This window comes from Synechococcus sp. BDU 130192 (assembly GCF_963876085.1).
In the GTDB taxonomy this organism is placed as follows: domain Bacteria; phylum Cyanobacteriota; class Cyanobacteriia; order Cyanobacteriales; family MRBY01; genus MRBY01.
The window spans coordinates 28976-43990 of record NZ_CAWNNO010000012.1; the positions used below are offsets into that span (position 1 = coordinate 28976).

8 protein-coding genes and 1 pseudogene are annotated in these 15015 nt (G+C 47.1%); 6 read left to right on the forward strand and 3 right to left on the reverse strand.

What is annotated here, in order from left to right; translation table 11 throughout:
- Positions 1-220: 220 nt before the first annotated feature.
- Positions 221-5278: an ExeM/NucH family extracellular endonuclease gene (locus tag AACT35_RS05710; protein WP_099239029.1), complete on the reverse strand. Its 5058-nt coding sequence runs from the start codon at positions 5276-5278 to the stop codon at positions 221-223.
- A 1078-nt stretch (positions 5279-6356) separates the two neighbouring features.
- On the opposite strand from AACT35_RS05710, the gene AACT35_RS05715 reads away from it, so the two are divergent.
- From AACT35_RS05715 to AACT35_RS05730, 4 genes are all read left to right on the forward strand, one after another.
- Entirely contained in the window at positions 6357-7982 is a 1626-nt protein-coding gene (locus tag AACT35_RS05715) for an NCS2 family permease (RefSeq protein ID WP_445267905.1), read from the forward strand.
- A gap of 298 nt (positions 7983-8280) precedes the next feature.
- A complete protein-coding gene (locus AACT35_RS05720; RefSeq protein ID WP_099239031.1) occupies positions 8281-8727 on the forward strand; it encodes a MarR family winged helix-turn-helix transcriptional regulator in 447 nt (148 codons plus the stop codon).
- Positions 8728-8846: 119 nt separating this feature from the next.
- A complete protein-coding gene (locus tag AACT35_RS05725; protein WP_099239033.1) occupies positions 8847-9650 on the forward strand; it encodes an ABC transporter ATP-binding protein in 804 nt (267 codons plus the stop codon).
- The gene (locus AACT35_RS05730) at positions 9607-10443 is read left to right on the forward strand and encodes an ABC transporter permease (protein WP_099239035.1); all 837 of its coding nucleotides are present in this window, start codon (positions 9607-9609) and stop codon (positions 10441-10443) included. Before AACT35_RS05725 ends, AACT35_RS05730 begins: the two co-directional genes overlap by 44 nt.
- Before the next feature lie 77 nt (positions 10444-10520).
- On the opposite strand, the gene AACT35_RS05735 is transcribed toward AACT35_RS05730, so the two are convergent.
- Entirely contained in the window at positions 10521-11216 is a 696-nt protein-coding gene (locus tag AACT35_RS05735) for a response regulator transcription factor (protein ID WP_099239037.1), read from the reverse strand.
- Complete coding sequence (locus tag AACT35_RS05740) at positions 11213-12340, reverse strand: sensor histidine kinase (RefSeq protein WP_012305538.1); 1128 nt, start codon at positions 12338-12340, stop codon at positions 11213-11215. The genes AACT35_RS05735 and AACT35_RS05740 overlap by 4 nt, the downstream gene beginning before the upstream one ends.
- A 343-nt stretch (positions 12341-12683) precedes the next feature.
- Here AACT35_RS05740 and kdpA point away from each other — a divergent pair, with 343 nt between their 5' ends.
- Both kdpA and AACT35_RS05750 read left to right on the forward strand, forming a co-directional pair.
- Positions 12684-14390, forward strand: a complete 1707-nt coding sequence (gene kdpA / locus AACT35_RS05745; RefSeq protein WP_099239039.1) for a potassium-transporting ATPase subunit KdpA — start codon at positions 12684-12686, stop codon at positions 14388-14390.
- 64 nt (positions 14391-14454) lie between these two features.
- Positions 14455-14748, forward strand: a pseudogene (locus AACT35_RS05750) (potassium-transporting ATPase subunit KdpB); the annotation flags it as partial.
- Positions 14749-15015: the final 267 nt, after the last annotated feature.

Below are 15015 nucleotides of genomic sequence, written 5' to 3' on the forward strand. Positions count from 1 at the left end.
TTAAGGATAGAGAATCTCTCCAGAGATTTCGTACAAAACTTAAAAGACTTGGGCAGGATTTATGTCAGCAATCACGCTTCAAAACTTTCAAGAAGGTTCGAGAATGAATCAAAAATGCGTTGACTCCGTTATTGCGTTTGGGTAAACAGTGCCTGACTAATAAGTAAATTCCAGGGAGGACAGATACTGTTCATCCCTGGAACTTTAATTCAGGGTTAACTTATGCAAAAACTTCGCTTTCAAAACCACTGAGCTGTACATCGGTAAAGATGCCTAGTAGATCACTGGGACTGGCCGACATCATAGTGTTAGTAGATGTGTCAGCCAACTGAACCTCGTTAACGCTTAAGTTGCCTAAGACAATACGGTCAATGCCGAGTTCAAAGTCAGTGATGATATTAACGCCTGCCCCGGAGTTGAGGACAAAGGTTCCTAGACCCTTACCACCCGTGAGAATGTCATCACCTATGCCACCATTCAGGATGCCGTTGCCGCGATCGCCGCGCAGGATGTCATCATCACTCTGGCCGTACTCGGAATCGTCACCGCCCAAGGCGTTCATCACATCATCCGAGTTATTGCGGCCCCACATCTGGTTATCCAGGTTATTTAAGGAAGTGGTGTTGTTCCGATTCCCCAGGATACGCTGCCATAAATTTGTGTTGAAGATATCAAAGCTATCTTCAAAACCTTCTTCATCACTGAAGAGGATGTTGCCCAGATTCACATTGTTGCCAAATGGCCCCAAAACTCTTTGAAAAATAGAGGAAATTAAATTTATCGCTCTAAAGATAACCTGGCCATTAGTAGATTCACCAAGTACACCATCATCACGGAAGTTGAGGTTTTGGATACGTTCATCCAGAGTACGGCCCACATCCTCTTGAGCAAATGCTGTTTCTGGAGTACTGAAGTTATCTAGTAAATACTCAGCTAGAGCATCCTGCTCAGTTCCATCTGCTGCGAAGGTGGCATCCCCGGTTAGCTGATTGTCGTCTTGACCATCGCCATCAAGGTCAGTGAGATCAACTCGGTTGACTGAGTCACCTGTGGGAAATGGATAGCCATCACCACCACTTGCTAAAAAGTTGAGGGTGACAATACGGAAGGTCTGATTAGCATCGCCTACAATTTCGCCATCGCGCACCAGTTCAGCGATAAGGTCATCGTTTTCATCAAAGATGCCAGCACTAATGATGCGATCGCCTTCAGCCAGGTCTGGGTCATAGGAAAACTTAACGCCAGAGATTTGAGGGAATTGACCAGCAACACCAGGAATGAGACTTACACCATGCTCAAGCACCGCCACTAATTCAGCTTTTGTCAGGGTTAGCAAGGTCAAGCCATTGTTAAAGGCCAGAGCCGCTTGGATGTCGTTCTGGCTAATGCCACCTTCAGGCTTAACAACGTTACCGTCACTGTCAAACACTGCTTCGTTAGGCAAACGAACGGCTTCAGTACCGCCAGCAGGGACAACAACTTGCCCAATGGAAGCGCGGATACCGCCACCATTTTTGATGGATACAACTACTTCGGAATCGAATTCTTTGGCGATCGCCAAGTTTGCATCAGCAGTCAAATTACCCAGATTGGTTTCCTGTGTCCGCACCCCATCCGTTTCTTCAGGCGTGTCAAGACCAGAGCGATTGCCGTTGAGGAAGACATCAGAGATACCGAAAACATTGCTTTCAGTGGCAAGAATTTGAGCTTCGATCGCGTTCACAATTTCTTGAATCTCAGGGTCAACCAGATTCTCAGCGTTGAGGTCGGCTACACCTTGAGCATCGGTCGCATAAGCCCCAGATACTGTTGGGTCGTAGCTTTCAGGGATAATGTTACCGTCAGCATCAAAGTCAATCACCAAGCGGCCTACATATTTGTAACTGCCATCTGTGTTGACCAGTGCAGTCTTGGTTCCACCTGCGTTGTCGATAAACTCAGGATAGTCACCTTGATTACTATCCCCTGCACGAGGACGATCGTTCTCATCAAACAGGCGAGTATTGGAACCGCCGCCAACGATGATATCAACGTTAACCAACCGCTCTGCCAAAGCACGCTCAAGGTTGAGCTGTTGCATATGAGACAACAGTACAACCTTGTTCATGTCGGGATTTGCAGCCAACAAAGCATCAACCTCAGCCTGAATTTCTGCGGCCAAAGCATCCAACTGTGCTGGAGTAGGATTTAAGTCAAAATCAGATGGGAAAATGCCCACATCACCAGAGTTCGAGATTCTGTCCAGGGTTGGTGTGGTCGCACCCACGACACCAATATCCTCACCATTGACATCAATCACTGTGGAAGAAGTAACAACGTTGGCTTGAGGAGCCTGACCACCTACAACAGCTAAAGGAGCCAAATTTGCATCGGTGGAGAAGTCTAAGTTAGCGGATAGATAGGGGAAGTTAGCCCCAGTGAAATCTTCACCCAAGATGCTTCCCGGAGCAGAGCCGTCAATTAAGCTAGCTAGGGTTTCGGTACCGAAGTCGAATTCATGGTTACCGAGGGCGATCGCCTGGAAACCCAATTCATTTTGGATTTGGATATCAGCAATACCCCCAGAACCAAAAGCAGCTGCAGAAGCATCAAAGAACAGGCCAGGAATGAATGCATCACCGGAGGACAACGTTAAGGTGTTATCGACAATGCCGTCATTACCCAGGTCTTGAGCACGGAGCGCATTCAAGACGGCGGAGAAGTTGGGAATATCCTGAACTGCAGCGGCGCCAGCTTCCTGATCAGCTGCATGGAGCAACTCTAGGGTGAAAACTTCAGGCTCTGATGACAGATCCAAGCCGATGATTAATGGATCGTGGTCAGAAGAGCGAAATGGATTTGCTCCAAACAACCCATCAATTTGCGCCTGAGGCTTGAAGTTGGTGTTGTAATCAAATGCAGAAGCTTCATCGGCGTTGATGTGCCATTCGGCGGTATCCACGACCTGAGATGCAAGAGATTCATTCGCCAATGCATAATCCAAGGCACCAAACGCTTGAACTTGGGGACTCGTTTCCAAATCTAGTGGGAAACCAAAGGAGTAGATGCTTTCACCGTCAGGAAGGAATTTTTCAATCGTATCCACATAACCTTCATCTAGCAAATATTGGATGGGATCTTCCATTCCATAGGCGTTGAGGTCACCCAGAATCAGGAAGTCGCTGTCACCGGAACCGGTGGGATCAGTATCTAACCAAGCATTTACTGCGATCGCTGCTTGCAGACGGGCCTCATTATTGTTGCCAGTGCCGTCACCCGTCCCGGCATTATTCCCAAAGGGACTTACTGAGCCTTTGGACTTAAAGTGGTTGTTGACTGCCGTGAAGGTTTCCCCGGTCGCTAACTCTTCAAAAGTGACAGCGATAGGATTCCGGCTAGTGCCAGAGCCATCGAATATGGGGTTACCTGGGTCAACACCGAGCCCTGCGAGATCACTATCAGAAAGAACTGCGACTGTCGTACCTTCAGCAATGCCGACCGTATTTGCGTTGTAAATGAAACCCACCGCGATCGCATCTGTTCCTACATAGTCCGTACCGGGATCCACATACTGATAGTTCGCCCCCGGAATCACTGCATTCAGGGCATCAGCTAGAAAGCCAATCGCAAACTCACCGTCACCATTGACATCGCCAAACTCGTTTTCGAGTTCGACTAGACCAAAGACATCTGCTTCAATCTCCGCTAGCGCTGAGACTAACTTGGCCACCTGGCGATCAAACTCTTCCTGGTTATCAGCACCCCGGGGATCGAGGCCGTCGGGTCCAGACGTCAAGTTTTCATCGCCCAGTGAGGTAAAGAAGTTCAAGACATTAAAGGATGCGACCTTAAGGCTACCGCCAACATCTGGAGCTTCGGTCGGACGAGGGTTAGTGTTAACAAACTCCACGGTATCAACGGGATTGATGCGATAGATTTCGTCACCAGAGCCTCCGGAACCGCGACTAAACCGCACTACCCCAGTGAGACCAGTCACTGTGTCGCCCACATTCAAATCGTCATTCGCATCCAGTTGTCCTGCCGCATCTCCTGGTTCAGAGGGAATCTCGAACGGAATCACTGCCGGATTTTGAGCAGTACTGCCATCATCCAAAATCACCGTGTTGCGTATACCCAGGTCTTGGTAAGCTTGGAAACCGTCAACGCTGGGCATATTAGTCTGGGTATAGGTTTCCAATCGGCCATCGGCGTAGAGGCCGACATCGCCGAAACGGCCCAGTGTAAAGAGGTCGGACACGGTCAATTCCTGAGGAATGGTGACCAACATACCTTCATAGGCTTCCAGATCCGCAATCAGGGCACCGTCACTGTTGGTCACTGTCTCCGCGACCGGAAATGTCAACGTGGCTGGAGTCACCTGGTTGCTATTGTCACTGTCATTGATGACTTCGACTGTCACTCCTGAAAGTTGAGTTTCTCCGAAGAACTCATTCACTGTACCCGTCACGCGAACAATATCACCAACGTTCACATCTACAATCGGACTATTGCCGTCAAAGATAAACAGTCCTTCCGAAGTAGCCGCATCCCCGTCAGCGTCAGCATCTTCTTCTTGTACAAAGAAGCCATTGAAATCACCGTTTGTACCCGCATCGCCATCTTGAAAATCGCCGACCACTACCGCTTCAATGGTGACCAGTTCGCCTTCCAGGGGACTCACGTCACCATTTCCTTGAATCGTGCTGATCAGGGTCAAGGGAGAAGGATCATCATCGCTAATACTACTTACACTAAAAGCATTTGCAGGCAGTATTTGTCTCGTGCTGTCATTTCCAGACCAGTTAGATTTATTGCTAATGGCTGCAAGTAATTCTGCTTTGGTTCCAGTCGTGATTCCTGTGTAAATGGCGTTATCAATTTCGTCTAAAGCAACTGCAGTTTCGCCATTGACCAATCCTGTAGGTAGAGCAGACGTATTGGAGTTAGTAGAATCAGATTGCCAAACACCAGGATTACCTTCGCTGTTGAGAGCGTAAATAAACGTAGGGCTGCTTGCATCTCCTTGGTAAGCAATAATTTGGTCACCAGAAGCTGAGAATGAAATACCACTAACAACAGGATTAATAATTGTCCCAGCATCAACATCTGTGAGTGCAGTCCAGGTAAACGTACCTTCATTGGATCTGAATGTACCAGCCGCTTGCCAGCCGTTATCAGTAAAGTTAATCTCTGTGCCAGCTCCCAGATCAATTAAAGGCACAAAAGCAAATTCGTCAGGGTTATCAAAATTAAAACCGATGATAGCAATATCACCTGCGGACAAAATTGTAGCCGTCACGTAAAATTCTCCCTTTGAATTTGAATTAAGTTAAATTGGGTAAATCGGAAACGTTTTGTTAATTTGAGAAAAGCCATGATTAATGAAAAATCCTCATGCATCATTGCATTTGTTAATTTGCAAGTCTGAGGAAATCGCCTCACAATACAAGGACTTCAAAGTTGCATGCCGATTCTTCTAATCACTCATCTATCAAAATGTTCATCGAAGTTAGGAGGTAGTTTTAGGTATCCTAAATTCGACGATTATATTTGGGGTCAATATGATCTATGCTGATGAAACTAATAACATCGAGCTCTCAAAAAATGCCTCTAATAGAAGCGGTTCGAAATAGTGACGCTATCTTTCGTACCATCAACATTGTTCAAATTGACACCTAAATTGAAATTTTGCCTTAAAGAAAGCTACAGATTTTGAGCTGAGTTAGGTTTAGTTGTCATACACTTTAAAAACTTATCCAACAAAATAATCTCCTAGTTTCCTAAAGAAACAGTAAAGCCTGCCTTAAATCTTGGAGAAAATACGTGGAAATCCCAGGAAAATACTTAGGTTTTCTCAGCGACTGCTTATGAGGTAAAGATAAAGAGACAGGATGTCTTGCTTCTATATTTAGTAAGGTCAAGCAAAAGTATGACGAGAACACAATAGGTTACAATTTTACTGGATGGCAAAGTATATTTTGGTTTGTGAGAAATAATTTAGTTTTCTCCAAATGTGTAGTCAATCACATTAGATTATTGTGGAATTTTATCCATTACCATAATTCATTATCACTCCCCCCTTTAGTATTATCTTAAATAAAGTTTTACTTTTAATTTTTTAATCCCACAGCATTTTTATGGTGATTAGGGTGCAATTTGGGGTTTGTATGACTTATAGCTAATTCAGGAATATTGCCAAAAGTCTATTCTGTTGACTCCAAACAAAAGTTTGTTCAGTCTCGATGGAAGCAATTTAAACTTGTGCGATCGCCTTCAAAAGCTAAATTTTTCCCGAAGCATGACGATCAACAAAATAGACTGTATTTCTCAGAAATGGTTTTACAGTGGAGAGTGTCCAACTTTTCAAAGATTACTCTATGATTATGATTACCGTTCCTGGGGGAACTATCAAACCCCATTGGTTTGTCCGTCGTGATCTCGATGGTTTTTTTGGCCTCGCACTGAATAATTTTGTCCAAATCCTAGTTATTGTTAGCCTGACTCAAGGGGTGCTGCAATTTCCGGCCGAACTGCTTTATGGCCGCATTTTGCCAGGTAGTGCCCTTAGCTTAATCGTCGGAAATGCTTATTACAGTTGGCTCGCCTATAAGCAGGGTTGTGCAGAACAGCGGGACGATATTACTGCCCTTCCCTATGGCATCAATACCATCAGTTTATTTGCTTATATTTTTCTCGTGATGTTGCCTGTCCGTCTCCAGGCGATCGCCAATGGCGCTAGTTCCGAACAAGCAGCAGAATTAGCTTGGCAAGCAGGTATTATTGCCTGTCTTGGGTCCGGCATTATTGAACTAGGGGGCGCTTGGATTGCCGACTATTTAAGGCGCTTTGCTCCCCGAGCAGCCCTCCTTTCGACCTTGGCAGGCATTGCCCTCACCTTTATTTCTCTTGGGTTTATGCTACGCACTTATGCCCATCCTGTGGTTGCTTTTTTGCCGTTGGGTATCATCTTGCTTACCTACTACGGCAAAGTAAATTTTCCATTGCCAGGGGGATTACTGGCGATCATCTTTGGCACTGCCCTAGCTTGGGCAACTGGCCTCCTGAGTTGGGATGGCGGTCAATTTTCTACAGTGATTACCCCCATTCAATTTTATCTACCTCAATTGTGGCTCGGTAATCTCTGGGAAGCTCGCACTGAGCTAATTTCTTATTTCAGCATCATTTTACCCATGGGACTTTTTAGCTTGATTGGTAGTCTGCAAAACCTTGAGAGTGCAGAGGCAGCGGGAGATAAGTTTCCAGCGACCCCAGCCCTTGCAGTTGATGGGATTGGCACCCTGGTGGCCGCGCTTTTTGGCTCCTGCTTTCCGACCACAATTTATATTGGTCATCCTGGCTGGAAAGATATGGGAGCACGCATTGGCTATTCTTGGCTAAATGGTTTAGTTATGGGAATTTTGTGTCTCACCGGAACCATCAGTTTATTGAATTATTTCATTCCAGTCGATAGCAGCATGGCAATTGTCCTGTGGATTGGTATTGTTATTGTTACCCAGAGCTTTACGGCGACTCCCTTACATCACGCCCCGGCGGTGGTAATGGGTCTTTTGCCAGGGATTGCCGCTTGGGGAGCACTCATTGCCAAAAATACCCTACGAGTAGCAGGTCTGGGTAATCCGGATGCTCCTTTCAGCGAGGCGCTAATATCAGGCTTTGAGGCTAGCGATACTTTTATTACTGGCGCTTTTGCACTGGAACAAGGTTTGATCTTATCGGCCATGATCCTCGCGGCGATGACTGTGCATATTATCGAACAGGAATTTGGCAAAGCGGCGCTGTGGACGTTGGGAGCGGCAGTGTTGTCTTGGTTAGGGCTAATCCATGCTTACCAATGGACACCTGGCGACACGATTTTACGCATTGGCTGGGGAGCAGGCGCGACTTGGGCAGCAGGCTACTTATTATTAACGATTCTCTTGCTTTATGTACAGTGGACTCACAAAAAACAACCGCAGTCTGACACTGAGGAAATTGAGATTTAACTAAGGCATTCACTTAGGCGATCGCCTTAATCCAAACCATCATCAAATACCCCATCAGAGGGGCCATCTCGATCCTAATCGGCCTTGGCCTGATTTTCTTTGGCGCACAAAATATAGAACAAAAACACTGACAGACTTCCTTGGGTATCCAACAGCCCAAGGATTTTTCATTTTCACCCTAGTTCTTGAAATATCGTGCGCCATGCGCGATTTGTAACCGTAGAGGGCGATTCGTAAATAATTGCGCTAAACTAATTGTTAGTTAACCTAACTGTTTGGGTGGCAATCTATCCTCACAATGAATACTCAAGGCTCTTCTTCATCTCTTTGTGCCGCTAGTCTCATGACCGTTATTCCGGTGGTCACCCGCTTTTTACGAGCCGAACTCCGCACCCATGGGCAGCCTCATTTTTCCCTATCTCAACTCCGAGTGCTGTATTTTCTCAATCGGCAACCCCAAGCCTCCCTATCAGAGGTTGCTGACTATCTAGATGTGACCCGTCCGACGATGTCGGTCATGGTTGAGCGGTTAGTCCAGCGTAATTTAGTCCAACGCCAACAAGATCCACACGAACGGCGGCGCATTGCTCTGAGCCTGACCGACCACGGCACCGCTGAATTGGATCGCGTATATGGGGCTACCCTAGCCAGTGTCACCCAGCGCCTAGAAGGGTTATCAGCAGAGCAAACGGCTCAAATGATGCAAGGCTTCACCATCTTAGAGGGAATTTTTGCTGAAAAGTAGCTGTTCAATAGACAGCGACAAGACTCGCTTTTTCTACCTGGTATTGACTGAAGAGAAATCTCACACCACAAGCTTCCCAATTCCCAGACCCTACACCTATTAATTTACTCATTCCTTCCATGTCCGTCATCACCACCCACAATTTAACTAAACGCTTCGGCCTCAGAGCTGCTGTGGATACTTTTAGTTTGTCCGTTGAGCCAGGGGAAGTCTTTGGTCTCCTTGGGCCTAATGGGGCTGGCAAAAGCACCCTGATTAAAATGCTGACAACGCTACTGCCCTCTAGTTCAGGACAGGCGATGGTCGCCGGATACAATGTTCAGCGTCAGCCGATGGAAGTCCAACGACGGATCGGCTATGTGCCCCAGGCGCTTTCGGTGGATAGCACCCTAACGGGCTATGAAAATATGCTGATTTTGGCCAAACTCTATGGGGTTCGTCGTCGCCAGCGCCTAGAACGAATCCGAACAGCGCTCCACTATGTGGGCCTAGACACCGTGGCCCACCGCTTGGTCAATACCTATTCGGGTGGCATGATTCGTCGTCTCGAAATTGCCCAGGCAACCTTACATCGACCGCCAGTGCTGTTTTTAGATGAACCCACAGTCGGGCTAGATCCAGTTGCTCGTAAAGCGATGTGGGATCTGATTTTGCAACTGCGGCAGGATCACAATACCACCATATTTCTGACGACTCACTTTATGGATGAAGCGGATGTGTTGTGCGATCGCCTTGCCATTCTCTACCAGGGACAACAGGTGGCGATCGGCACACCCAGCACCCTAAAAACAGGCATTCCCCAGACAGATGCCACGCTAGACGACGTATTTATCCACTACACCGGTGACTATTTCACCACCCAAGAAGACGGAGGTTATCATGACACTTCAACCACACGACGGACTGCAAAACGGCTGGGCTAAACCCACTCACCTTCAGTTTGCCACGACCGAATTTCTTCACAAAACCCTCGTTACCGCCGAATTAGAAATCCGCAAGCTACGGCATGACCCAGTGCAACTCTTTACCCGAGCGGTGCAGCCAGTGTTATGGCTGACCATTTTTGGGCAGGTGTTTACTCAGGTGCGAGGCATTCCCACGGGCAATCTTACATATATTGACTTTATGACACCAGGGATCTTGGCCCAGAGTGTCTTGTTTATGTCAATTTTTACTGGGTTGCTTGTTATCTGGGAGAAAGATTTAGGTATCTTGCACAAGCTAATGGTGAGTCCGGCTCCCCGCTCAGCTCTGGTGCTGGGAAAGGCCATTGGTGCCGGGGTACGATGCCTATCACAGCTTGTCATTGTCTATTTGGTAGCCATTTTCTTGGGGGTCAATCTGGATTGGCACCCGCTAGCCATATTAGGGGTGGCGATCGCCGTGATGCTGGGGGCCATTCTTTTTTCGGCTCTGTCCCTATCGGTGGCTTGTTGGGCACAAACCCACGAGCGGGTTATGGGGGTTGGCCAGTTGATGATGATGCCTCTGTTCTTTGCCAGTAATGCCATTTATCCGATTTCCATCATGCCGCCATGGCTACAACTCCTCTCGCGACTGAACCCACTCACCTATCTTGTTGATGCCCTGCGCAACCTAATGTTAGTTGGCTCTGTAGAGAGCTATGGCTTACTCACAGATTTTGCGGTGCTCCTTGGTGGTGCAACCGTTTTGGTTACCCTCTGCGGTAGGTTATATCCTCGTCTGGTGCGATAACCCGCTAAATGCCCTCAAACTTCCAGAGGCTCCAACGGAATGTGATTTTAAGGAACAGAAAAGAAAAAAATTAAGTTTTAGCTATCGATCGCTGGATTTTTAGACAGATTATCAGTCTTAATTAAGCCATGTCGCAGTGCGATGACAACTGCCTGGGTGCGATCGCGGGCCTCTAGCTTTTGCAAAATAGCATGGACATGAACGCGCACGGTACCTGCGGCAATGTAAAGGGTTTCAGCAATTTCAGAATTACTTTTACCGTTGACAATCAGCGCTAAAATCTCCCCTTCTCGCTGGGTTAGGGGATTATCTTGCGCCGGGACGGATCGAGGCATTTCAGCCATGGGCTGCTGAAACTGGGCGTGAATTTGTTGAGTAGCCTGGGCATCCCACCAAGAAGCTCCTGCTGCGACGGACTGAATGGCCAAAATTAATGACTCGGCGTCCACCCCTTTGAGGCAATAGCCTTGGGCTTGGGCTTCGATAAGGCGATTAATCAAGGTGGGTTGAGAATGGGAGGTCAACACGAGGATGGGTAATTGAGGCTGCTGCTGCTTGATTTGACGACAGGTTTCAACGCCACCGATGCCTGGTAACCCTACGTCTAAAATGATAATGTCAAATTCTTGCTTAGTTATTAAATCAAGGGCTGTTTCACCATCTTCAGCTTCTGCGGTGATTTCTAACAGTGCTTCTTGCTGGAGGCGTGTGGCTAGTCCTAGCCGGAATAGCTCATCGTCTTCAATTAATAAGACTTTAAGAGGTGAGGTCATACTGTCGTTTTGCTGGTGACAGAAATAGGTAACTGGTTGATGTAAGCAGGTAAACGAAAAGCAAAGATTGCGCCTTGAGTATCAGATTCTGCCCAAATTGTACCGCCATGAGCTTCTATAATTTGGCGACTAAGATAAAGTCCTAATCCTGTACCTTTGGCTTGGCGATCGCCTTGACCCTGGTAGAAGCGATCAAACAAATGTGGCAACTCATTAGCGAGAATACCCTGTCCCTCATCTATGATTTGTACTTGGCAGTGACCATTGGTAGATCCCATGACCACCTGTACTGAACTGCCGCGTCGGGAATGGTTGACAGCATTTGACAGTAAATTGACTAATACCCGTGAGAGCTGTAAGGCATCCCCATTGACGCAGTAAGACCGCCGAAAATCAGAATTTTCATCCCTCACCCGTAGATGAATTTGGCGCGAGGTGGCGAGGGGAACAACATCCGTCACGGCTTCTTCAACCAGAGTGAGTAAATCAACTTGTTGGCAATGTAGCCGTAATCCTTCAGCATCGTTGCGGTAAACATCCATCAACGTTTCCACCAGTTGCAACGTCTTTTGATGGCTGTGGGTCATAACGTCAAAGACGTGGTGTTGAGCCAGGGAAACCGGGCCAAAGTTTTCGCTACGCAACGCCTTTAATGTCTCCAGAGCCCCCAATAGTGGTGTTTTCAGATCATGGGTAAGGGTCGAAACAAAATCCTCCCGCATGCGGGCGAGTTGCTCCTGGGCTTGGATCTGTAATCGTTGCCGCGTAATGGCCTGTTCATAGGTTTGCAGGCGATCACCTAAATAACCCGTAATCCCTAACGCGAGTACCGTAATCATACGATTTGCGACAGTTGCAGGCGTCACCATGCCGATTCCCGGAATCAATAAATTTAACAGCGTAAAGGCGATCGCCACAGCAGTTACCCAAATGGTGTCTCGACGGCTGAGCCGGGTGCTGGCGATAAGCACTGCCCCGACGTACAAATATCCAAAAATGTAGGGCGGGGGTGTGCTGTACTCCAGCAGGATAACCAAAATAAAGATGACCCCAATCAGCCAATGAATGCGATGACGGGCCTGAATTAACTGATCAAAATAGGAGGCAGATTTAGACCGGGTCATAGGAGAAATTGGGCTTACTTTAAGAATTAAAAGATACTGGGCAACTTAAATTATTTATCAATCTATTTATTTTAAGAGTTGAACTGGATAAACAGGCTGAATTTATATCATTTGATATAAATACTTATAGGCTTTGTCTAAACGCTTCTAAACAAATCCAATTTTTCTGCTTAATCCTGGCGATATAAATCCCACATAAACTCGACTCTATACCTTGTCAAAGCCATTAAAAAAGCGAAATAGTGTTGTTGTTATCAACCATTCTTAAGACTGATGAATACGGGATTTAAACACTCCAAAATTCAAACGTTTTATTTCCCTTATTAGTTAGGAGTTTCTTCCCATGACACAGGGATTTTTTCAACTCGCGATCGCCTTGGCAATTTTACTGTCAGTTGCGCCTTTTTTAGGCAGGTATATGGCACGGGTTTTTATGGGACAGAAAACCCTGCTCGACCCTATTGCTATCCCGTTAGAGCGATTGCTATTTACCATTGGAGGCTTTGCTAATCAGTCTTCGATGACGGGTAGAAAATATATCAGTGCGGTACTGGTAAGCAACTTGGTGATGGGGATTCTGGTTTTCTTCATCCTCCTATTGCAAGGAGCATTGCCACTAAATCCGACTAATTTGACAGCCCCCAGTTGGCATTTGGCCCTGCACACCGCTATTTCGTTTGTCACCAATACAAATCAGCAACATTACTCCGGTGAAACCACCTACAGCTACTTTTCCCAGGTAGGGGCACTGGGTTTTTTAATGTTTACCTCAGCAGCAACGGGGATTGCAGTGGCGATCGCCTTTATTCGGGGTTTGACGGGAAATGCCCTCGGTAATTTTTATGTTGATTTGACTTTATCAATCACACGGATTTTACTGCCGATTTCGATTGTGGGAGCGATCGTCCTAGTAATTGCTGGTGTACCGGAGACATTCGCCGGGCCAGCCGTTGCCCAAACCTTAGAAGGTGCAACTCAATACATTGCCCGGGGCCCCGTCGCCCACTTTGAAATCATTAAAGAATTAGGTGAAAATGGCGGCGGCTTTTTTGGGATCAACTCGGCCCACCCCTACGAAAATCCCAATAACTTCGTAAATCTATTTACTAACATTATCATGCTGATCATTCCAGCAGGACTGATTTTGACCTACGGCATTATGGCGCGTAAACCCCGTCAGGGCTGGCTGATTTTTGGCATGGTCTTTATCTTTTATGTTCTTATGGTGGGCATCACTGTTTACGGTGAGTATGTCGGTAATCCGCTGGTGAACAACATTCTGGGTGAACAAGTTCCCAACTTAGAAGGTAAAGAAGTACGCTTTGGCTGGGCACTTACTGCACTCTGGGCAGTGTCTACGACCGGAACTATGTGTGGGGCGGTCAACGGGATGCATGACTCTTTGATGCCCCCTGGTGGGTTTGCCACCCTCTCGGATATGTTTCTGCAAATTATTTGGGGGGGACAGGGTACAGGCACCGCCTACCTATTCGTGTTCTTGATTTTGACTGTTTTCCTGACCGGGTTAATGGTTGGACGCACCCCAGAATTTCTCAGCCGCAAAATCGAGAAACGGGAAATTGTCCTTTCTAGCATCATCTTACTGGCTCACCCGATCACCATTTTGATTCCCGGCGCGGTTACCCTGGCTCTTCCTGAAGCTTTGGCAGGCATCAGTAACCCTGGCTTTCATGGCGTTTCCCAAGTGATTTATGAGTATGCTTCTGCTGCTGCGAATAATGGTTCCGGCTTTGAAGGCTTGGGAGATAACACTCTCTGGTGGAATCTGAGCACGAGCTTTTCGTTAATCGTTGGTCGTTATGTGCCCATCATTGCCCTGATTTATCTGGCCGACAGCATGGCCCAGAAACAATCAGTCCCAGAAACAGCCGGCACTCTTTACACTGACAGCTTTTTATTCACGGGCGTGACCGCAGGCACCATCCTCATTCTTGGAGCATTAACTTTCTTGCCGGTGCTGGCATTGGGACCGATTGCGGAAGGGTTTGCGATCGCCAAAGCCGCCGCTGAAGTTACGGCTGGGCTCTAACCCTTGATGAGTAATTGCTTCGCTGAACACCGTTAATCTTTAGTTTCTTAACCCATTACTAGCCATGACCAGTTCCATACAACCCCGCCATCAACCCGGTGGACCCCGCGAGGGGCGACGACACACCCCAAAAGTCGATATGTCAGGTCTTTACCAGCGGGCATTTAAAGAAGCGTTTTACAAACTTGATCCACGGGTGATGATCAAAAACCCCGTCATGTTTGTGGTGTGGGTGGGCACGATCATCACGATTTTGCTGACTTTCAACCCAAATCTCTTTGGCCCTGTGCCGGACAACTCAGTTTTGTTTAATGGTTTAATTGCCATCATCCTGTTCTTTACGGTTGTTTTTGCTAACTTGGACTAGAGGGCGCATCTCGACAAAAACCTACGGTTATAGAAAAAATATCGTCTGAAAGTCTTGTATAGAAGCTGTTTTGAGGAGCAACCTTTTTCGGACATTTTAACGAAAGAATAGGGGTTCTAGGGGGCTCTCTTAGATGAGCCTTGGTCAAGCAAACGTTGCCCTAAAGCCTTCACAGAACCATCACCATTCACATAGGAATAAAGTGTGGCTGTAGTGATGCCTAAACGCTTTGCGACTTCCTGAGAATTGCTTTGAGGG

What these genes read in the sequence shown, in the direction of transcription:
- AACT35_RS05725 (WP_099239033.1), top strand. Translation starts at nt 8,847, where the DNA reads ATGTCCGTCATCACCACCCACAATTTAACTAAACGCTTCGGCCTCAGA.
- AACT35_RS05740 (WP_012305538.1), bottom strand. Translation starts at nt 12,340, where the DNA reads ATGACCCGGTCTAAATCTGCCTCCTATTTTGATCAGTTAATTCAGGCC.
- AACT35_RS05715 (WP_445267905.1), top strand. Translation starts at nt 6,357, where the DNA reads ATGATTATGATTACCGTTCCTGGGGGAACTATCAAACCCCATTGGTTT.
- AACT35_RS05730 (WP_099239035.1), top strand. Translation starts at nt 9,607, where the DNA reads ATGACACTTCAACCACACGACGGACTGCAAAACGGCTGGGCTAAACCC.
- AACT35_RS05720 (WP_099239031.1), top strand. Translation starts at nt 8,281, where the DNA reads ATGAATACTCAAGGCTCTTCTTCATCTCTTTGTGCCGCTAGTCTCATG.
- kdpA (WP_099239039.1), top strand. Translation starts at nt 12,684, where the DNA reads ATGACACAGGGATTTTTTCAACTCGCGATCGCCTTGGCAATTTTACTG.
- AACT35_RS05735 (WP_099239037.1), bottom strand. Translation starts at nt 11,216, where the DNA reads ATGACCTCACCTCTTAAAGTCTTATTAATTGAAGACGATGAGCTATTC.